This is a genomic window from Comamonas sp. MYb21, from assembly GCF_037479395.1.
Taxonomy (GTDB): Bacteria; Pseudomonadota; Gammaproteobacteria; order Burkholderiales; family Burkholderiaceae_C; genus Comamonas.
In genome coordinates this window covers 119351-140923 of record NZ_JBBGZC010000002.1, presented here as the reverse complement: position 1 = coordinate 140923, position 21573 = coordinate 119351, and the positions used below count along the sequence as shown (strand labels likewise).

Here is a 21573-nt window from a genome sequence, read left to right as displayed (position 1 = left end):
CGTGCGCTTAGGCGCTGACACCCACTTCGCGCATCAACATGCGGTGCATGGCCGCTGCGGCGCGTTTGCCGTGCTCCACGGCTTCCACCGTCAGGTCTCGGCCGCCCCAGCGGCAGTCGCCCCCCGCCCAGACCCGCTCCAGGCTGGTCTGGCCGTCTTCGTCCGTCTCGATCCGCCCGGCCTTGAGGGCGATACGTGCGCCGGCGGGCTCGGCGATATAGCTCTGGCCGATGGCCTTGAGCACCATGTCGGCCGCCAGCACCTCGGTCTCGCCGGTGGTTTGCAGCTTGCCATCCACCTGCTGCGTGGCCGCCAGGCGGATGCCGCTGACGGCACCGTTGTCCACCAGCAGCTCCTGCGGCGCCGCCCACAGCCGGATCGTCACGCCATGGGTCTGCGCCCATTGCTGCTCCACTGCGGAGGCCGACATCGCATCCTGGCCACGCCGGTAGACGATGGTGACTTCCTGGGCACCCAGCAGGCGAGCTTGGACGGCCGCGTCCACGGCCGTCATGCCGCCGCCAATCACCACCACACGCCGGCCTACCGGCACCGTGGATTTGTCAGGCGCCTGGCGGATATCGGCAATGAAATCGACCGCATTGCGCAGGCCCTGTGCGGCGGGCTCGGCAATGCCCAGGTCATTGACCCCTGCCAGGCCCAGGCCCAGAAACACCGCATCATGGCTGGCCAACAGGCTGTCCAGGGTAAAGTCGCGGCCCAGCCGCTGGTTGTTGCGCGGGGCAATGCCACCCACCGACAGCAGCCAGTCAATTTCACGCTGTGCAAAATCATCGGTGGTCTTGTAGCTGGCCAGGCCGTACTCGTTCAAGCCGCCGAGCTTGGGCTTGGCATCGAGCAGGCTGACATCATGGCCCTGCAAGGCCAGCAGGTGCGCGCAGGCGAGCCCGGCCGGGCCTGCGCCCACAACGGCCACCTTCTTGCCGGTGGGCTCGGCGCGTTGGAACAGCGGCGCGCCGCCCGCTGCCATGAAGCGGTCGGTGGCATAGCGCTGCAGCGCGCCAATCTCCACCGGCTTGTCCTCATTGGTGTTGCGCACGCAGGCCTGCTCGCACAGCACCTCGGTCGGGCACACCCGGGCGCACATGCCGCCCAGCGGGTTCGATTCGAGAATGGTCTTGGCCGCGCCCCGGATGTTGTCCTGCGCAATGCGGGCAATGAAGCTGGGCACATCGATGCTGGTGGGGCAGGCCGTGGCGCAGGGCGCGTCGTAGCAGTAGTAACAGCGCTCGGCCTCGATCGATGCCTGCGCCCATGTCAGCGGCGGGTGCGCATCTGAAAAGTTATCGGCATATTGTTGCGCGCCAAGCCGTCCTGCGCGCACACCGCATCCTGTGGGTCCGTTCATGACTCATCCTCCTCGACTGGGTTACCAGCGCGAGTGCGAACGGCTCCATCACCATGCCGCCTGCGACCGCGCCACTGCATCTACAACGGGTCCGGCAAATGGCATGGCCGCGCCATCCCATTCACCGCCAAAGCTGCACCAACCAGGGAGGGTTCATCAGGCCCTCATCGTGGGTGTTTTATCTGTCCTGTGCTGCTGTTGCCGCAGCACTTAGGGAACCATTAAATGCCCGATTAAAGTTTTACGCACTGGTAAAAACACTAGGCATAGACTTCTGCCGGCCCTTCAGTCTGGCCACGGGGCGAGGCGGGGCGGGGCTGGCCTGGCGCGAACCTAGCGTTCTGGGCTTGTGCGGAAATGCGCAAGGCTGGCCAGCCATGAAGGGGCGATCCATCGGCGCATGCGCCGATCTGCCAGGCGCCATCACCCGCGCAGCAAGCAGTGCCAGCGGAAGGTCTGCATGTGGCTGGAAGCGCAAATCCAGCCTTGGGGCAAGCGCGCGCCTTCTCCCTCCAAGCCCAGCGGCATTGGTGAAACGGGGCCAGCAATCAGCGATAATGATAACAATTCCCATTTGCGTATATGGCAGGGCTGCGTCCCTGGCCACGGCGACGGCGTCCACCGGTTGCGAAGTCCCCTCTTCTCCTTTTTGCAACGGCCGCCTGGTGTTTGAGCGCTACTACCGCGAACTGCTGAACTTTCTGTCCCGATCGGTACAGGACCGCGACACGGCGGCCGATCTGGCCCAGGAGAGCTATGCCCGCGTGCTGGCGGCCCAGCAGACCGGCGAGGCCGTGCAAGACCCGCGCGCGCTGCTCTACCGCACCGCCCGCAACCTGGTCATCGACCAGCACCGGCGCAGCAGCATTCGCGCCGAGTTGGAGACCGCAGCGCCCGCAGCCGGCGATGAGCCGGCACTGGAGCACCTGCCGGGCCCGCGCACCCTGGAGCCCGAGACCATCCTGGCCTCGCGCGAAGGTCTGGCGGCCCTGGTCGCCACCATCGACCAATTGCCCCCGCGCTGCCGCGAAGCCTTTATGCTCTACAAGTTCGACGGCCTGAGCTATGCCCAGATCGCCGAGCACATGGGCATCTCCACCCGCACGGTCGAGATGCAGCTGCAAATCGCAATGGAGGCCTGCTGGCGTTGCCAGGACCGGCTCGATGGCGTGGCGCATGCCCGCCACGGACGCGCCCGCACCAGACGCGCCAAGTCTTGAGCAGCCCATGCCCGCCTCCGACTCCAGAATTGACCACGAGATGAACGCATCGCCCCTGCCACCAGACAACACCGCCGGCCTGCGCCTGCAGGTGCTGGACTGGTTTGTCCGGCGCCAGCGCGAGAGCTGGAGCACGGCGGACGAGCAGGCCTTGCAGCAGTGGCTGGCGGCCGATGCCGCGCACCGCGCCGCCTATGTGCAGTGGGAGCAGCACTGGCGCGCGATCGATGCCGTGCCCGCCGATGCCATCGCCCAGCTGCGCCGCAACCTGGCGCATGACAAGGCGCAGCCAAGCACCACGGCCGCTGCTGCACCCGCGCCGCGCCCGGCCGCAACAGCGCCTGCGCCTGCCGCAGCCCTGTCAGCCTTGCGCCGCCGCTGGCTGTTGCCCTCGCTGGGCATGGCCGCTGCGGTCGTGATGACCGGCGGCACGGGCCTGCTGGCCTGGCAGCACTGGAAGGCGCAACCTGTGTTCAAGCAGGCCTATGCCTCGCAGCGCGGCCAGCAGCTGCAGGTACAGCTGCCCGATGGCAGCGAGCTGCGCCTCGATACCGCCACGCGGCTGGAGGTGGCCTACTACCGCGACCGCCGCGAAGTGCTGCTGCACGAGGGCCAGGCCGTGTTCAGCGTGCAGGCCGGTCCGCAGCGGCCTTTCCATGTGCTGAGCGGCCCGGTCGGCATCACCGTGGTGGGCACCCGGTTTTCGGTGCGCTACACGCCGGGCCTGGCTGGCAGCGATGGCGTGCGCGTGGCCGTCGAAGAAGGCAAGGTGCGCGTGGTACGCCGCGATGGCGCGCCCGGCCCCGCGCTGGCGCAGATCGCCGAAGCCCAGACCTTGGTGGCCGGCCAGCAGATCAGCGCCAACCCCGAAGGCAGCCTGCGCCCCATCCAGCCCGTCGCCGCCGAAGGCATTGCCGCCTGGCGCGAGCACCGCATCAGCTTTGTCAACACGCCGCTTGCGCAGGCGCTGGCCGAGTTTGAGCGCTACGGCAGCACGGGCCTGACGATCAGCGACCCGGCCGTGGCCGCGCTGCGCCTGAGCGGCACCTTTGACCCTAGCGATACCCAGACCTTGCGCAAGGTGCTGCCCCATGCGCTGCCGGTGCGGCTGCAGCAGGTGGCGGGCGGACTGGAAATACGCGCGCTGCGTTGACGTCGCCAAGCCCCAGAAAATTTTTAATATTTTTTTCGCGCTCACTACCGTATTTCTCGCAACTCGTGCGTCTACCTCAGTAGGAATGATTTGCATTGACTACTTTGAGGACCTCCATGTCGTACCCCCTTCTGCGCCCCGCTCCGCTGGCTTTGGCCATGGCCCTGGCCTTGGGCTCCGTAGCAGCCCATGCGCAAAGCGCCGCGCTGCCGACCACGCCGCTGGCCTTCAGCATCCAGGCCCAGCCGCTGGCAGAGGCGCTCAATGATTGGGCGCGGCAAACGCGCATCCAGCTCATTGCCCAGCAAGGCCTGGTCGCCGGCAAGCGGGCCCCTGCCATCGTCGGCACCTTGACGCCCAACCAGGCGCTGGACCGCTTGCTGGCCGGCACCGGCCTGGTGGCCACGGTCGAAGGCCAGGCCGTGGTGATCAAGGCCGCCTCGGTCGGGGAAGAAGGCGCGACCCTGGCGACCGTCACCGTGACGGCCGATGCCCAGCGCGATGGCGCCACCGAAGGCACGGGCAGCTACACCCAGCGCGGCCCCAGCGCCACCGCCACGGGCTTGAGCCTGAGCCTGCGCGAAACCCCGCAGTCGGTCAGCGTGATGACGCGCCAGCGCATGGACGACTTCAAGCTCGACACCCTGACCGATGTGATGGAGCAGACCCCGGGCATCGGCACCTACCGCCAGGGCAATGCCACCGATTTCCAGGCACGCGGCACCTCGGTCAACCTGCAGACCGATGGCATGGCCCAAGTGCGCAGCGGCTGGTACTACCTGACCAGCACCTTGTTCTCGCTCGACGACATGGCCGAGATTGACCATATCGATGTGCTCAAGGGCTCGTCGGGCCTGGTGGTTGGCAAGGGCGAATACGGCGCCACCGTCAACATGGTGCGCAAGCGCCCCACACGGACCTTCCAGGCCAGCGTGCAGGCCAGCGCCGGCAGCTGGGACAGCTACCGCGCACAGGCCGATATCGGCGGCCCGCTCAACGAGGCAGGCACGCTGCGCGGCCGCCTGGTGGCCTCGGCCACCGATGCGGGCAGCTTTCGCGACCATGAAGACAGCAGAAGCAAGATGCTGTTCGGCACCCTGGAAGCGGACCTCAGCCCGGACACCTTGTTGAATGTCGGCTTTACCTACCGCCAGCGTGCGGCCAACGGCATCGGCACCACCCAACCCATCCAGGGCTACACCCGTGCCGGTGTCAAAACGCCCGACCGGCCGCGTTCGTTCAACACCGGTGCGCCCTGGGGCGGCTATGACCAGGACTCGCTCAACCTCTTCGGCAGCCTGGAGCAGCGCCTGGGCAATGGCTGGTCCACCAGCCTCAAGTTCTCGCACCAGCAGGTGCGCATGGATGACATGTTTGCCGGCTACCTCTACGACCAGGACCGGGTCAACTACGGCCGCTGGACCGACATGCGCAACGACAACTGGACCCTGAACCTGGACATCAAGGGCCCATTCAGCCTGCTGGGCCGCCAGCACGAACTGCTCGCCGGCATCGGTATCTCGCGCTTCCAGAGCAGCGTCAAGCTGCCGTTGAACGCGCTGACCCTGCTGCCGCTCGATGGCCTGGGCACCAGCTACGACCAGGGCGGCGCCTACCTGCCCGAGCCCGACACCAGCAGCTGGACCTATGGCGACAACCGCTTCAGCCAAAAGCAGCGCTATGCCTATGCGGCAGGCCGCTTTCAGCTCAGCGATCCGCTGCAGCTGATTGCCGGCTTGCGCGTGACCAAGTTCGAAGAGCGCGACACCACCCCCTACTGGTGGAACTACGACATGAACGAGAGCGCGGTCTACACGCCCTACGCCGGTCTGGTCTATGACTTCCACCCGAACATGTCGGCCTACGCCAGCTACGCCAGCATCTTCCAGCCGCAGACCTCGCAGGACGAACAGGGCCGCACCCTCAAGCCCGAAGAAGGCAACACCTATGAGGTCGGCATCAAGGGCGAGTTCTTTGACAAGCGCCTCAACGCCAGCATCAGCCACTACTGGATCAAGACCAAGAACACCGCCGAGGAAACCGGTGGCCTCACCCCTGGTGGCGACACCGCCTACCGCTCCGTCGCCTCTGCCACCCGCCACGGCTGGGAGCTGGAGCTGTCGGGCGAGCTGGCACGCGGCTGGCAGGCCCAGGGCAGCCTGGTGCGGCAAAACAGCTCGCTGAGCAACACCAGCCAGTACCCCGAGTACCAGTTCAAGCTGGGCAGCACCTACCGCTTTGACGAAGGCGCACTGCGCGGCCTGACCGTCGGTGCCTCCACCCGCTGGCAGGACAAGACCTCCGTCAGCAACAGCGCTGCTACCCTGGAACAAAGCAGCTACGCGGTGCTGGACCTGATGGCCCGCTACCAGGTCGACAAGCAGCTGTCCTTCAGCCTGAACATCAACAACGCGCTGGACAAGCACTACAAAGCGGGTGTGAACAACTTCAGCGCCATTGGCCTGTACTACACCTGGGGAGCGCCGCGCAGCGTGAATGTGGGCATGCGTTACGACTTCTGATGACGCAGACGAGGTTGACCGCGGCGCCTGGCAACCTCGTCACTCAGCGGCGTCTGTTTCGTACCAGATGCATCGCTCATGTTAGATTGAGGAATTCACTCACATTGCATACTTCCATTACACATCCATGACCTTCATGCGTCAAACTTTCATGGCTGTGCGCTATTTGGCCCTACTATTGTTCGTATTGGGGGCGGGCGTCTTGACTGCGCTTTTAGTGGCGAATTGGCATGACGATCCTCTCAGCGAAACGGCCCGCCAAGTGCTACAGATGCCGCCGACTGACGCCATGCAGGAGGGCAATGGCTATCTGATCATCGTGGGTTTAAATGCACCCACTGATAGCGGCAATCCTATTAGCAGCGCTGAGACGTTTGCGCGCCAATCCCTGGCGAAGTCGCAGGAAGCACGTCACCAGGCCAAGGAGGCGCCGCAAAGCTTCGATGCGATCATGGCTTGGGCAACCTCCACAGGCGAAGACGGGGTTTCTCCACTGACTCTTGACTGCTCCTGGAAGGCCGACAAAGACTGCTTTAGTTGGACACTGGCAAATAGAAATCAGGTCCTTACGTTGGTGCAAACATATCGCCCATTGCTCGTTCGCTATGAAGCGGCAGCAACGGCTCCGCAGTTCATCAACCTTCCTTACGATATTTTCAATCCACTCCCTTCCTACTCTCAGCTGCGCAGCGTCCATGCGCTGATGTTGGCGAAAGCTACTCTGGAATGGCCGCTGTCTGCGCAGGTAGCTTTGGATACGATGGAAATCACCAGCAGACTGCGAGCACGCATGGGCAACACCGCCAGCAGTTTGTTAGAAGCCATGGTGGTGCTGGAAATGCAAAGCGCAGAGTTACGCTGGCTCAGCCAGGCAATGAGGCATACGAATGCCCACATATCACCCATCGTCTCTTCAAGAATCCGGGAGCTCATCTTGCAGCCCGGCCCAAATCTAGACTCCGCGCTGCAGGGAGAGCAACAGTTGATTGTCGGAATGCTCCCATTGGTATCGCAAAAGGGGCAATACGACAGCTGGCAAGAAAAGCTGCATGACAACCTCTCACGCCTCGGCGTTCTACCAATCGCCACCTTGAATGCCTCGCTGGAGCATCTGGACCAAATCAAAGCCATGGCACATTTGCCCGCCAATGCGTTAGAGGCAGCCTTCAAGACATACCATCGGGTATCGGCTGACCGCTATCACTGCGCCCGTCCACTTCGGCTGCGCAACTACTTTGGGACATGCATGGTTGCTATGAACTCTGATCACTATCAAAGCTCTTTTCAACGCGTCCACGACTTGGACGGCTACCGCCGTTTGGTCATGCTGCAATACCTTGCGATGCACAAAAGCATTCCTGCCCAGGACATGCAGGCTTGGGTACAAGCATCCCCTACCGAGCTGCACAATCCTTACACCTTGCAAGCCATGCAATGGCTAGCCGCCACGCATAGCCTGATTTTTGAAGGCAAGGAGCCACACCGGAGCAATCCTGGGGGTTCCGCAACCTATCGCATACCTTTGCGTCAAAAGGTGCCTTGAGACAGGCTCTGAACTTTGAAGGCTCGCTTGCAGGGCTGTGAGGACCACCACCCCAGCGCTCCATCCGCCCTGCCAGCCTCTCACTACAAACCTGGACTCGTCGTGACCAGCGCAGTGCGTCGCAGCTACATACCGGTTCTCGTGCCCCAATACACGCTTTGCTATTAGGCGATAGTCCCGTTGACGATGGCATAGCCTATGCCAGCTGCCCTCTGCTTGGGGGGGCCCAAGTTGGCGGTAACGCGCGCAAGGGTGACGACGTGCTCCGAACAGAGCCGCAAAATCCCACTGGCCAAATCGTTCAGCGCTTGCGGGGAGCCCATCTAGTGAATGTGTACTACGGATGGCAGCGTCATCTTGGTTTTGAGCAATTTCGCGCTCTCATAGCGGGTGGCCCCAATGCTGGCCGATCCATAGAACAACGCCGCATCCGAGCGGCTGGTATAGGACACCAGTGCCTCCGCCGTATTCACCGGCGCCTGAAGGTTGATCGGCTAGAAACTGCTGGTCGTGGCAACTCCCCCAATGGGCACCAAGCTACTCAGCTCGCAGAGCCGCCTACTGAACAGAAGCCCTTTAGTCATCAACGCCGCATTGTTGCCGTAGCCCTGGGTGTAGCTATCAGAAGCTGCGTTAGCAAGCGAGGTAGAAATAGTGCAGCAGCCAGTCTCTCCAGAAGAGAAGAGGACGGGCTGACAAGCAGAAGATCCCTTCTGATTTCTCCCGTTTAGACAGAGGTCTTGCACCGCATCGTGTCCAGGGCAGACCCATTGTGTTCGGTAGGTTTGCGGCAATCCCCTGAATGGACCATACCCGGTCAAAGCAATATCTTCCAAAAGCAGCAGTACGGCGCAGACAGCGACAGAGCCCAAGTCATAAGAAAAGAGCCCGTTGGCTGAAAAACCGACGAGCTAGGCTGCCATGGGTTGGATAGTGATTAGCCGGCTTTATCAAATGCTGCAGCCAGCCTGTCAACCGCCTGCTCAATCTGCGCCACATCGGGCGCGGCAAACGACAGGCGCATCGAATGCAGGTTCGCGTTGTCGGCATAGAAGGCCTTGCCCGGCACAAAGATCACGTTGGCGGCGACGGCGGCATCAAACAGCTTTTGCGGATCGATGCGGGTGTCGAACGTCAACCAGACAAACATGCCGCCAGCGGGCTGCACAAACTGCACCAGGTCACCCAGGCGCGCCTTCAGGCCCTGGGTCAAGGCCAGCATGCGGCGCTGGTATTCGGCGCAGGCCTTGGCGACGGCCTGGCCATAGCGGCCCGACTGCAGGTAGCTGGCAGCCACGGCTTGCGCCAGCGGCGAGGTGCAGAGGTCATTGGTCTGCTTGGCCACCGTGCAGCGGCGCAGCACGGCCGGGTCGGCCACCATCCAGCCCACGCGCAGGCCGGGGGCCACGGTCTTGGACAGGCTCGACAGGTAGACCACCGGGTTCTCTCCCTCACCCACTTGCTGCTGGGCCGCGGCATAGACGGGGGCTGGGCGGGCATCGGTGAAGGCCAGCTCGCCGTAAGGATCGTCCTCGACCACGACAAAGCCATACTGCAGCGCAAGCTGCACCAGGCGCTCGCGGCGCTGTTGTGTCAGCAAGGTGCCGCAGGGGTTGGAGAAGTTGGGCACGGTGTAGAGCAGCTTGGGGCGCTCGGCCATCGGCAGCGCAGCCAGCATGGCGGCCAGCGCTTCGACATCCAGGCCATCGCCATCGACCGGCGTGCTCAGCATCCTGGCGCCCGCCTGGCGCAGCGCCGCAAGGGTGGCGGGGTAAGCCGGGGTCTCCACGCAGACAGCATCGCCGGGCTGGATCAGCACGCGCAGCAGCAGGTCAAAACCCTGTTGCGAGCCGGTGGTCACCAGCATGTCGGCCGCTGTGCAGCGAATGCCCCGGGCCTGGCACTGGGCCGCCAGCTGCTCGCGCAGCGCGGGCGAGCCTTCGGTGGCGCCGTACTGCAGCGCGGTGGCGCCGGTGGTCATCGCCTGCGCGGCCGCCGCTGCCAGGCCTTCCTGGTCAAACAGGCTGGGCGAGGGGTAGCCACCGGCCAGCGAGATCATGCCCGGGCGGCTCAGGTAGGGAAACAGCTCGCGGATGGGCGAGCCCTGGGGGTTGGCGAATGCGGGAGTGAATTGAAAAAAGGACATGGCCTTGTCTCGCTGGGTTGTCTCTAGTGGTTGTTGTTGGCCATGCCTGCCCATGCAGGCATGGCCAGGGTCTTAGTTTTTGGCGGTGCCCAAATCCACGGTGCCGCAAAGGTGCTGGGGGTCCAGCCGGTCGCGCCAGCCATCGGCCCATTGCTGCAGCAGCGGCGGCGTAAAGCGCTGGTAGTAAGCCAGGTTGTGCGGGCCCACACCGTGCTCCGCGCTGTAGCTGCCCGCAAAGTCCTGCACCACCATGCCGTAGATGGCATCGCGCAGGCGCTGCACTACGGCCGGGTCGTAGGGCTCGGGCGCATCCTTGCGCCAGATGACATTGAAGTGCACACCGCCATCGGCGATATGGCCAAAGTCCACGACGGTGAGGAAGGGGTAGTCGCGTGCGACCAGCTCGCGGCCTTTGCGGCAGAACTCCATGATGCGCGAGCGCGGCACCGACACATCAAACGCAATGGGCTTGCCCAGCGCGCGTGCGCCTTCGCTGATGCTATGGCGCAGGTGCCACAGCTCGGTGGCATTGCCCAAGGCCGCGTTGACGATGGTCGACTCGAACTGGTCTTCCAGAAAGCTGTTGAGCGCCTCTTGCAGATCCAGCTGGCTGTATTTGGCAGCGGCATTGGCTTCCAGCTCGACCAGGATGGCGAACTCGGGCGCATCATCCGGCGCAAAGGGGTTGCGCAGGTTGGGCACATGGTCAATGGCCGCCTGCATCGCGTTGCCCGAGATGCCTTCAAACGCGGCCAGCCAATCGCCCAGGTCGCGCTCAAAGGCCTGCAGCAGCTCCATCACCGCCTCGTCCGATGCGGGCACCACCAGCGCGGTGGCGCGCTGCGCCGGGCGGGCATGCACCTGGAGGGTGGCCTGCGTCACGATGGCACCGGCGCCAGAGCCGCCGACAAACAGCTGCTTCCAGTCCACGCCGGTATTGTTCTTGCGCAGCGCGCGGCCCAGCTCCACCACCTCACCGGGCGGGTCCATCAGCACCACTTGCAGTGCCATCAGGTTGGAGCGCACATCGCCGTAGCGGATCAGGCGCGTGCCACCGGTGTTGGTGGCCACCATGCCGCCGATCGAGGGGTTGGCCCCCAGGTCGATCGGAAACCAGAGGCCATGGGCTTCGAGCTGGTCGTTGAGCTCCTGCAGGGTGACGCCGGCATCGACCACCACGCTGCGGTTGGCCACATCCACCTCGCAGTGGCTGCGCAGACGCGAGAGGCTCAGCACCAGCTGGGTGCCGCTCATGTCCGGCGTGCTGGCGCCCACCATGCCGGTGTTGGCGCCTTGGGGCAGCAGCGCCAGGCCGCGCTCGGCGCAGAGCCGCACAACGGCCTGCACCTGTGCCACATCGGCGGGGCGCACCACCAGGCGCGCACGGCCCTGGCCGTAGCGCGCGCCTTCTTCATAGGCGGCCATGTCGGCGCCTTGCAGCACCCCGACTTCGCCCACAATGGCGTGCAGCGCACTCAGCAGCTCGCTGTTGTCCAGATCAGAGGCGGCCATCGCTCAGGCCACGCTTTCTGCCACATCGGCTTGTGCCAGGGCCTCACGCACCGCTTGCAAGGATGCATCCTGCATCGACTGGTACAGCGCGATCTCGTCATGCACCTGGGCGCCCAGGTCGGCCTCGAAGGCCTGCTGCGCCTGGTTGGCCTCGTAGTGCTTTTGCTCTTCGCCGCCCAGGTTGGACTGGAAGATACCGGCCGCGCTCACCGGCAAAAAGTCCTCGTACACGATGGGCTCGGCACGCACCACACCGTCGGCAATCAGGGTCTCGATATCGGCCGAGGCATCGCCCACCGGCTGCTGCAGCACATAGCGGTAGAAGGCCAGGCCTTGTTGGCGCATGGCGTCGTGGCTGTCGGGGAAGGCGGCAAAGGATGACTCCAGGCGGTCCTGGTAGTTGGCGCTGGCGCTGCCGGCATTGCCCATGCTGCGCACATTGGCCAGCAGGCTGTCGTACAAGGCACGGCCCTTGCGGGTCAGGGCCACGCCGCGCTGCTCGATCTCGCCAAAGCGGGCGGTGTGCGTGCCCTGGTCATCGCTGCCGGGGAAGTTCACGCGCTCCTGCAGCGCCTTGAAGCTGGTCTGGCGCAGCAGGATCGGGCAGGCGCGGCGGGGTGGGCCTTCGACCACATCCTTGGCATCCATGCCATGGGCGGGCATGCCCAGCTGGGCGGCGTCGATATCCAGGGTGCGCGGCGTCAGGTGGTTGATGTGCGGGCCTTTGAAGCAGACCACATCGGCCACCAGGCGGTGCGCCTTGTGCAGCTTGTCATAGGTAGCGGCATCCACGGTCGCCTCGCTGTGCCAGCGGAAGGTCTCCAGCGCTTCGCGCACAAACTCGTCGGCTTGGGCATCGGTCAATCCACCGGCGGCTTCGCACTGGGCGATCAGCGCCAGCGCGCGCTCGGTAAAGATCTGGCGGCGCGCCAGGATGGCGGCCGACTGCGCGCGCAGCGCCTCATCGGCCAGCAGGTCCAGGCGCAGCAGCGAGGTGAAGACGCGGAAAGGGTTGCGGTTGAGCGAGCTGCCCAAGACCGGGCGGAAGGCGGTGGAGTGCACCGGCACGCCCGCCACCGACAGGTCGTAGTAGCCCACGGCCTCCATGCCCATCACGGCAAACAGGCGGCGCAGGGTGGACAGCTCTTCCTTGGTGCCAACGCGGATGGCGCCATGGCGCTCCACATCCAGGCGGTCCAGCTCGTCGGCCTGCGCCATTGCATTGGCCAGTGCGGGCTGGGCCTTGAGCACCTCGCCATTGACCTGGGCTACCAGCGCCATCAAGCTGCCGTATTGCGGCACTTCGTCGCGGTACATATCGGACATGGCGCGGGAGAAGCGCGAACGAACCTCATCGGGGTGCACAAAGTGGGTCATCGTGGGTACCAGATCAATAGCTAATAAAACGGGAAAACCGGGCCTTGGCGGCCGGCCAAAAAGCGGCTGCGCACCAAGACAACACTGCGCGTCATGCTAGGCAGAGCCTTGTGCCAGGTCAAACGACAATAGCGCGGCAAATTATTCCAATTACGCACAACATGGCGGGGGCCGGTGCCTGCGATGAAAAATGCGATGTTTGGCGCAGCCATCGCTGCCCGATAGGCGCGGCCTGCGGGCATAAAAAAACCCAGCCGGGGCTGGGTGGGTGCAGGGTGCAAGCGCGCAGCTTACTGGTCCGCGTAGGCTTCCAGTGGCTTGTCGTTGGGCTCTTGCAGCAGCTTCTTCAGGGTATCGCTCATCGGCAGGTTCAGCGCCTGGCCCTTGGGCGGGATGGGTTGCATGAACCACTTGTCATAGACCTTGGCCAGCTCGCCGGACTTCATCATCTTGGTCAGGCTGTCGTCCACGGCCTTCTTGAAGGCCGGGTCATCCTTGCGGAACAGCAGCGCAATCGGCTCCGATCCCAGCGCCTCGCCGACAATCTTGTAGCCAGCAGGGTTGGCCGAGTTCGCGATCACACCGGCGAGCAGGTTGTCGTCGAGCACAAAGGCGTCAGCGCGGCCCGATTCAAGCAGCATGAAGCTCTCGAAATGGTCCTTGCCCAGGGTCGTGGGCAGGTTGATGCTGTTGTCCTTGGCGAACTTGCGCAGCAGCTGCACGGCGGTGGTGCCGGCCGAGGCCGCCACCGTCTTGCCATCGAGCTGCTTGACGCTGGTGATGTTGGAGTCCGCACGCACCGCTGCGCGCACCTGGCTCACATAGGTGGTCACGGCAAAAGCCACCTGCTTTTGGCGGCTCAGGTTGTTGGTGGTTGGGCCGCAGCCAATGTCCACGGTGCCGTTTTGCACCAGCGGCATCGTGTTCTGCGCCGTCAGCGCCATGTATTCGATCTTGGCCTTGGGCGCAATTTCCTTGAGCACGCGCTCGCACAGCTCGACGTGGTAGCCGCCAAAGGTCTGGTTGGAGCCGATCGCATAGGCCATCGGGGCCGAGCTCTCGCGCACGCCCACCACCACCTTGCCGGTGCTGTTGATCTTGTCGAAGGTGCTTTGCGCAAATGCCGCGCCGCCTGCGGCAAAAGCCACCGCTGCAGCCACCATCTTGATGCTGAATTTCATTGTGTACTCCTTGGAATGAACGAACTGCTATCCCGGCACCGGGCCAAGATGCCTCACCAGCTTTGCGATTGCGCTGGTTTTGCTGCGCTGCACATGCGCTTTAAAACAAAAAGGATGCGCCGGTTTTGCGCCAGCGCATCCAGCCTCCGAGTATTCCAGAGAGTCGCGCCAATCCCTAGCGCGTATTTAGAAGCATGTGTTGCTGTTTTGGAAACACCGTGCTGCACTGCCGTATCTGCGGACGGCAGTGCCTGGCGAGCAGCGTCAGGGCGCCAAGCGGCTGACCAGCGCCACGGTCGAGGGATCGACGCCTTGCCAGTCGCCCTGGTCGCGGCGCGCAAACAGGTCCTTGGCCAGTTGCTTGCCCAGCTCCACGCCCCACTGGTCAAAGCTGTTGATGCCCCAAAGGGCACCGCTGACAAACACGCGGTGCTCGTACAGCGCGATCAGCGCCCCCAGCGAGGTGGGGGTGAGCTTGTCCATCAGCAAGAAGCTGCTGGGCCGGTTGCCCGGGCAGTACTTGGGGCCTTGCTCTTCGGTGCGGCCCACCAGCAGCGCCTGCGCCTGCGCAATCGCATTGATCACCAGGTTGTTCTGGTGGCTGGCCAGGTTCTTGCCGCCCTCGCGCGCGGCGATGAACTCCACCGGGATCACATCGCGGCCCTGGTGGATCATCTGGAAAAAGGCATGCTGGCCATTGGTGCCGGGCTCGCCCCAGACCACGGGCGACGTCGCATAGGGCAGCGGCTGGTTGTCTACATCCCGGCCCTTGCCGTTGCTCTCCATCTCCAGCTGCTGCAGGTAGGCCGACAGCCGGCGCAGGCCATGGCTGTAGGGCGCAACACAGCGCGTGGCAAAGCCGTGGAAGTTGCGGTACCAGACATCGAGCAGGCCCAGCCGCACCGGCAAGTTCTGCGCCAGCGGCGCGGTCTTGAAGTGCACATCCATGTCATGCGCGCCCTGCAGCAGCGCACGGAAGGACTCGGCCCCCACCGCAATCGCAATCGGCAGGCCGATCACCGACCACAGCGAATAGCGGCCGCCGACCCAGTCCCAGAAACCGAGCGTGGTGTCGATGCCAAAGGCCGCTGCCGCCTCGGTATTGGTGGTCAGCGCCCAGAAGTGCTGGGAGATCGACAGCGCGGCGCTGCGGTCCTCGCTGCCGCCTTGCGCAAGAAACCAGTCACGCGCCGAATGCGCGTTGACCATGGTCTCCAGGGTCGTGAAGGACTTGGACGCGACCAGGAACAAGGTGCTCTCGGGCCGGGTCTGCGCCAGCACATGGCCCAGCTCATGCCCGTCCACGTTCGAGACAAAGTGGAAGCGCTTGCCGGCAATGCGCCAGTCCTCCAGCGCATTGACCACCATGGCCGGGCCCAGGTCCGAGCCGCCAATGCCGATATTGACGATGTCGGTGATCTGCGGGTTGGCACGCACCTGCTCGGCCAGCGCCAGCATCTGGGCCAGGCTGCGCTGCACATCGGCCAGGGCCTCGCGCACGGTGGCCGGGCTATCCGGCAGCCAACTGTCCAGGCCCTGGGCGGGCTGGCGCAGCAGCCAGTGCATGGCGGCACGGCCTTCGGAGCCGTTGACCTGGGCGCCGGCAAACATCGCATCGCGCGCCTGCTCCAGACCGCAGTCGCGCGCCAGCTGCAGCAAAAGCTGCTGGCTCTGGCGGTCGATCAGGTTCTTGGACAGGTCGGCAAACAGATGGGGCGCCTGCTGGCTGAACTGGTCCAGGCGGGACGCATCGTCGGCAAAGGCCGCGCGCAGGTCCTGGCCCCGGCCCTCAGCGTCGTAGTATTTTTGCAGTTCTTGCCACGCGGGGGTTTCATCGCAGCGCTTGCGCTGTGTCGCACATTCTCGGTTCATAGGGCAGTGTAAATGGCTGCACGGGGCTGCCAGGCGGGCTGGCAGCCACCCGATCAGGCCGATTGCAACAACTTGTCGAGCTTGATGGCATCGGCGACAAAAGCGCGGATGCCTTCGGCCAGCTTTTCGGTGGCCATCGCGTCTTCGTTCAATGCAAAGCGAAAGCCCGCTTCGTCGTACTGCACACGCTCCAGCGACAGCGCCTTGGACGCTTCGGCGTTCAGCGCGAGCTGCAGCGGTGCATCGGCAGCGGCCAGCTGGGCCAGCAGCTCGGGCGAGATGGTCAGCAGATCGCAGCCCGCCAGCGCGGTGACCTGGCCGATATTGCGAAAGCTCGCGCCCATCACTTCGGTGGCGATGCCGAAATGCTTGTAGTAGTCAAAAATGGCCTTGACCGATTTCACACCCGGGTCGTTGGCACCGGCCATCGCGGCCTCGTCCCAGTTGCTGCCGGCCTGCTTCTTGTACCAGTCGTAGATACGGCCGACAAAAGGCGAGATCAGCTGCACCTGGGCCTGGCCACAGGCAATGGCCTGGCACTGCGCAAACAACAAGGTCAGGTTGGTGTGGATGCCCTGCTCTTCCAGCGCCTTGGCAGCCTGGATGCCTTCCCAGGTCGAGGCGATCTTGATCAGCACGCGGTCGATGTGCACGCCTTCGGCCTCGTAGAGCGCGATGATGCGCTGGGCCCGGGCCACCGTCGCGTCGGTGTCGAACGACAGACGGGCATCGACTTCGGTCGACACGCGGCCTGGAATGATGGACAGGATCTCGGCGCCAAAGCGCACCAGCAGGCGGTCCATCACCTCATCGAGCGGCTTGCCGCGGAACTTTTGCACGGTCTCGGTCAGCAGCGGCGCGTAGTCGGCCTTCTGCACGGCCTTGAGGATCAAGGACGGGTTGGTCGTCGCGTCTTGCGGCTGGAACTGCGCGAGTTGGTGAAAGTCACCGGTATCTGCCACTACCGTGGTCAGCGCTTTGAGTGCATCGAGTTGGTTCATGGTCTGCTCTTGGTCAATATCCGGTTTGCCGCGCCTGTCTCCCACGGCGTACTGCGGCCAACATGAGGGCCGCCCAAGCTTAACCGAACTTATGCCCGGTTCAGGGGTGGATGTATTCTACGGCTTCTCTCCGGCCATGAAACTGAGTTACATTAATCCCTGCCTTGATGTTCAGGAAGTTTCATGCGTTTTGATCTGGTTTTATTTGGCGGTACCGGCGATCTGGCCTGGCGCAAATTGCTGCCCGCGCTGTTTCAATCTTTCCGCCACGGCAGCCTGCCTGCGGGCGGGCGCATCATCGGCGTAGGCCGAGGGGCAATGAGCGACGACGAGTACCGCGCGCTGATCGCCCAGCGGCTGGCCGAGGTTGAGGCCGACAAGCGGCCCAGCGACGCGGAATTTGCCCGCTTTGCCCAGCACCTGCACTACCTGCGCATGGACCTGTCGCAGCCGGCCGACTATGCCGCGCTGCGCGCGCTGCTGCAGGCGCGCGATGCCGACACTGTGGTGATGTACCTGGCCACGGCGCCTTCGCTGTTCACCACCGTCTGCGAGCAGCTGGGCGCAGCGGGCCTCGCCACCGAGCGCACCCGCGTGGTGCTGGAAAAACCGCTGGGCCATGACCTGCCCTCGAACCGTGCGATCAACGCAGCGGTGCGCGAGGTGTTTTCCGAAGCGCAGATCTTCCGCATCGACCATTACCTGGGCAAGCCCTCTGTCCAGAACCTGCTGGCGCTGCGTTTTGGCAATGCCATCTTTGAGCCATTGTGGCGGCGCGAGAACATCGCCAGCATCGAGATCACGATGGCCGAGCAGCTGGGCGTGGAAAAGCGCGGCGAGTTCTACGAAAGCACCGGCGCGCTGCGCGACATGGTGCAAAACCATGCGCTGCAGCTGCTCTGCGCGATTGGCATGGAGCCGCCCATCAGCGCTGACGCCGATGCGATCCGCAATGAAAAGCTCAAGGTGCTGCAGTCGCTCAAGCGCTGGACGCCGGAGACGGTGATCCGCGACGTGGTGCGCGGCCAGTACGCGGCCGGCCAGATTGCCGGCAAGCCGGTGCCGGGCTACCGCCAGGAAGAAGGTGTCTCGCCCACCAGCCAGACCGAGACCTTTGTGGCGCTGCGCACCGAGATCAGCAACTGGCGCTGGGCCGGCGTGCCGTTTTTCATCCGCACCGGCAAGCGCCTGGCCGGGCGCGAGGCCTCGATCGTCGTGCATTTCCGCCAGGTGCCCCATGCCATCTACCGCACGCCGCTGGGCGCGGCCAACCGCCTGACCATCCACCTGCAGCCCAAGGATGGCCTGACCCTGCAGCTGATGGCCGCCGCGCAGAGCCAGGCCGATACCGGCGGTGTGCAGACCTTGTCGCCCGCTGCGCTGGACCTGGATTTTGACCAGCGCTTTGGCACCGAGCGCGTGGGCGCCTATGAACGCCTGCTGCTCGATGTGATCGCCGGGCGCCTAAACCTGTTTGTGCGCGCCGACGAGCAAGAGGCCGCCTGGCAGTGGGTCGAGCCCATTCTGGAGGCCTGGCAACAGGCCAATGCCCGCGGCGAAAGCCCGCGCCCCTATGTGGCCGGGCATTGGGGCCCGGGCGCCGCCAGCGCGCTGGTGGCACGCGACGGCCACAGCTGGATGGAAGAGTTTTGAGCACCGCCGCCACCCACAAGGGATCCCCATGCTAGACCGCATCACCGCCTCTCTCCCCTCGCTGGCACCGGCCGAGCAGCGCGTGGCCCGCCTGGTGCTGGCCGATCCGCGTGCCTTTGCCTCGCGCCCGGTGCGCGAGCTGGCCGAACTGGCCCATGTCAGCAAACCCACCGTGGTGCGCTTTTGCCGCAGCATGGGCTATGACGGCCTGGCCGATTTCAAGCTCAAGCTCGCCGGCAGCGTCAGCGAAGGCGTGCCCTTTATCCACCGCAGCGTCGATGCCGATGACAAGACCAGCGATGTGCTGGTCAAGGTGGTGGACAACTCGGTCGCGGCCTTTCTGGCCTACCGCAATGCCGCCAGCACCACGGCGCTGGAGGCGGCATCCAGTGCCATCGTGGCGACCTGGCAGGCGGGCAAGCGCATCGAGTTCTATGGCGTGGGCAACTCCGGCATCGTCGCGCAGGATGGGCAGCACAAGTTCTTTCGCCTGGGCGTCACCAGCCTGGCGACCAGCGACGGCCATATGCAGGTGATGAGTGCCACCATGCTGGGCGCGGGCGACTGCGCCATTGTCATCTCCAACTCCGGCCGCACGCGCGACCTGATGGATGCCACCGACATCGCCAAGCGCAATGGCGCCACGACGATTGCCATCACCGCCAGCGGCTCGCCGCTGGCACGCGCGGCCAATATCCACCTGGCCGCCGACCACCCCGAGGGCTACGACCGCTACAGCCCCATGGTCTCGCGCCTGCTGCACCTCTTGATTCTCGATGTGCTGGCTACCAGCGTGGCGCTGCGCATCGGCGAGCCGCTGCAGCCGGTGCTGCAGCAGATGAAGGACAACCTGCACGCCAAGCGCTATACCTGACGGCGTTTTTTGCCTGGCCGAAACGAAAGAAGGGGCAGCCTAGGCTGCCCCTTCGTCATGCGGCGTCAGCGTTTAACGCACATCCACAAAGCTCTTGGTGCTGTACAGGTCGGTGGACAGGCGCTTGAGCGCTGGCAGACCGGTGGTGGCATCCTTGGGCTGCGATTCGATGTAGTTGAAGAACACATCGGCATCGAGCACGCCGATGTCGAGGCGGCGCGCTGCAGGCACCGAGGCCAGGGTCTTGTAGCCGTCACCGCCGTTGGCGTTGAAGCTCAGCACAAAGAGGCGATAGGTCTTGCCCTGGTCCAGCGCAGTCCATTGGCCGCTGGTGGTGTCGCGCACTTCGATGCCCGTGACACGGCTGCCAAAGGCGGCCTTGGCATTCACATCAAAGCGCATGCCGCCGGTGTAGGGGTAAGGGCCGGTCGAGCCGCCTGCGCCGTAGACAGCTTCCAGGCCGTCTTCGAGCATGCCCTTGACTTCGGTGCCGGTCACATCCAGGCGGAACAGCATGTTGCCAAAGGGCAGCACCTGGATCGCATTGGCCGCCGTCACTTCACCATTGAGCGGAATGCGCACGCCACCACCGCTTTGCAGCGAGATGTCGGCACCGCCGTAGTGTTCGTTGGCCACTTCCAGGTAGGACTGGGCCACCAGCTGCTGGATGTCGCCACCGCGCAGGCTGACGCTGCCTTCGGCATTGCAGGCCGCGCTGGAGCGGCTGTAGTCGGTGCTGCCTTCACCGCCCGGCACCCGGCGCGAGCACAGCTCTTGCGGGGCATAGGCCACCTTGGTCACGTTGAAGCTGGCGACCTTTTCGGTGAAAGGCTTGAGCACCGCGGCCGCCTGGGCGGACGGCGACGTGATGCGCAGGAAGCCGGCGGCATTGACGCTGCTGATGATGGAAGTGCGCTGGGCTTCGGTCGCGGCAGTGCCGGCGATCTTGAAGTCATCGCCGATCAGCACGTGGGGCGTGCCTTCGCATTGGCTGACCACGCCGTCCTTGTCGAACTTGACCTTGAGCTCACCGACGACTTGCGAGTATTCCCAGGCCTGCACGATGCAGACGGGCTTGCCGTCGAGGTCGGTGGTGTTGGTGGGGTAGGCGCCGCCTGGCGTGCCCACGCCAATGGTCTTCATCGCGTCCGGGCCCAGCAGGGTGTGCGAGTCACCGCCAACGATCACGTCCACACCGCGCAGCTTTTTGGCGATGGTGCGGTCGTTGTCGTAGCCGATGTGGCTCAGCAGCACAATGCGCTTGACGCCTTGGGCCTGCAGCTTGTCGATTTCGCGCTGGGCCGCGACGGCTTCGTCTTCGAACAAGGTGTCCTTGTCCGGGCTGGACGAGGCCTTGGTCTTTTGCGCAATGGTCAGGCCGACAATACCGATCTTCTGGCCGCCACGTTCCACCACGGTGGAGGGCGAGACCATGTTCGGTGCGCGGCTGGGGTTCAGTGCCGAGCTGGCACCGAACTGCACGTTCGCGCTCAGCACCGGGGTCGTGCATTTGCCGCTCTTGAGGCGATCGAGGATGCCTTTGAGGCCAGTGTCGCCCTTGTCGAATTCGTGGTTGCCCAGGGTGTAGGCATCAAAGCACACGGTGTTGAGCATGGCCATGTCGGCCTCGCCATCGGCACCTGCGCGGTTGAAGTACAGGGTACCGGTCACCGCATCGCCGGCGTGCAGCTTGAGCACATTGGTCGACTGGGCAGCGATCGCTTCGATGGCGGCCGTCACGCGGGGGAAACCTGCGGCGTCCACGGTCACGGCCGTGGTCTTGCCGTCCACGGGCAATTGCAGGGTGGCCGTCTTGCTGGCCAAGGTGGAGTGGTGGTCGTTGATGTGCAGGATCGTCAGCACATCGTCTTTTTCGCTGTCGTTGTCGCTGGAGCCGCCTCCACCGCAAGCCACCAACACGGCAGCCGCCACACCGCACACCGTCCAAACCATCACCTGACGTGCACCCTCTCGCACTGACAATGCAACCATTTCTGCTCTCTCCGTTATGACAAAGAGCTCTATGGTTTGTCCGCTAGATGACGTAGGTGTGACTTTCTGTAATAGCAAAGGGGCTTGTCAAGGCACCCGCTCCATGCAAAACCGGCGTCCAGGACGCCGGTTTGGTGGGCTGCCCGCGCACAGCGCAG

14 protein-coding genes are annotated in these 21573 nt (G+C 64.4%); 6 read left to right on the top strand and 8 right to left on the bottom strand.

Annotated features, from left to right (window positions below; translation table 11 throughout):
• Positions 1–7: 7 nt before the first annotated feature.
• Positions 8–1369, bottom strand: coding sequence for an NAD(P)-dependent oxidoreductase (locus WH367_RS03580; protein ID WP_312988518.1), 1362 nt, complete (start codon positions 1367–1369; stop codon positions 8–10).
• Positions 1370–2034: 665 nt separating this feature from the next.
• On the opposite strand from WH367_RS03580, the gene WH367_RS03575 reads away from it, so the two are divergent.
• The 4 genes from WH367_RS03575 to WH367_RS03560 all read left to right on the top strand — a co-directional run bounded on the left by WH367_RS03575 (position 2035) and on the right by WH367_RS03560 (position 7807).
• Positions 2035–2589, top strand: a complete 555-nt coding sequence (locus WH367_RS03575; RefSeq protein WP_445228070.1) for a sigma-70 family RNA polymerase sigma factor — start codon at positions 2035–2037, stop codon at positions 2587–2589.
• 7 nt (positions 2590–2596) lie between these two features.
• The gene (locus tag WH367_RS03570) at positions 2597–3742 is read left to right on the top strand and encodes a FecR family protein (protein ID WP_339534289.1); all 1146 of its coding nucleotides are present in this window, start codon (positions 2597–2599) and stop codon (positions 3740–3742) included.
• Between the two features lie 116 nt (positions 3743–3858).
• Complete coding sequence (locus WH367_RS03565; protein WP_339534287.1) at positions 3859–6264, top strand: TonB-dependent siderophore receptor; 2406 nt, start codon at positions 3859–3861, stop codon at positions 6262–6264.
• A gap of 127 nt (positions 6265–6391) precedes the next feature.
• Positions 6392–7807, top strand: coding sequence for a hypothetical protein (locus tag WH367_RS03560; RefSeq protein ID WP_339534285.1), 1416 nt, complete (start codon positions 6392–6394; stop codon positions 7805–7807).
• Positions 7808–8744: 937 nt separating this feature from the next.
• Here the strand turns inward: WH367_RS03560 and WH367_RS03555 are convergent.
• From WH367_RS03555 to tal, 6 genes are all read right to left on the bottom strand, one after another.
• Entirely contained in the window at positions 8745–9953 is a 1209-nt protein-coding gene (locus tag WH367_RS03555; protein WP_339534283.1) for an aminotransferase-like domain-containing protein, read from the bottom strand.
• Between the two features lie 72 nt (positions 9954–10025).
• Entirely contained in the window at positions 10026–11465 is a 1440-nt protein-coding gene (locus WH367_RS03550; RefSeq protein ID WP_339534281.1) for an FAD-binding oxidoreductase, read from the bottom strand.
• A gap of 3 nt (positions 11466–11468) precedes the next feature.
• Positions 11469–12842, bottom strand: a complete 1374-nt coding sequence (hglS, locus tag WH367_RS03545; RefSeq protein WP_339534280.1) for a 2-oxoadipate dioxygenase/decarboxylase HglS — start codon at positions 12840–12842, stop codon at positions 11469–11471.
• A 290-nt stretch (positions 12843–13132) separates the two neighbouring features.
• Positions 13133–14023: a transporter substrate-binding domain-containing protein gene (locus WH367_RS03540; protein WP_021025754.1), complete on the bottom strand. Its 891-nt coding sequence runs from the start codon at positions 14021–14023 to the stop codon at positions 13133–13135.
• A gap of 264 nt (positions 14024–14287) precedes the next feature.
• Positions 14288–15895: a glucose-6-phosphate isomerase gene (pgi, locus tag WH367_RS03535; RefSeq protein ID WP_339534278.1), complete on the bottom strand. Its 1608-nt coding sequence runs from the start codon at positions 15893–15895 to the stop codon at positions 14288–14290.
• 53 nt (positions 15896–15948) lie between these two features.
• The gene (tal, locus tag WH367_RS03530) at positions 15949–16896 is read right to left on the bottom strand and encodes a transaldolase (RefSeq protein ID WP_339534276.1); all 948 of its coding nucleotides are present in this window, start codon (positions 16894–16896) and stop codon (positions 15949–15951) included.
• A gap of 183 nt (positions 16897–17079) precedes the next feature.
• Here tal and zwf point away from each other — a divergent pair, with 183 nt between their 5' ends.
• Together zwf and WH367_RS03520 are read left to right on the top strand one after the other, a co-directional pair.
• Entirely contained in the window at positions 17080–18549 is a 1470-nt protein-coding gene (gene zwf, locus WH367_RS03525; RefSeq protein WP_339517272.1) for a glucose-6-phosphate dehydrogenase, read from the top strand.
• 28 nt (positions 18550–18577) lie between these two features.
• Positions 18578–19423: a MurR/RpiR family transcriptional regulator gene (locus WH367_RS03520; protein WP_133857719.1), complete on the top strand. Its 846-nt coding sequence runs from the start codon at positions 18578–18580 to the stop codon at positions 19421–19423.
• Between the two features lie 72 nt (positions 19424–19495).
• Here WH367_RS03520 and WH367_RS03515 read toward each other — a convergent pair whose 3' ends face one another.
• A complete protein-coding gene (locus WH367_RS03515; protein ID WP_445228062.1) occupies positions 19496–21415 on the bottom strand; it encodes a bifunctional metallophosphatase/5'-nucleotidase in 1920 nt (639 codons plus the stop codon).
• Between the last annotated feature and the right edge of the window lie 158 nt (positions 21416–21573).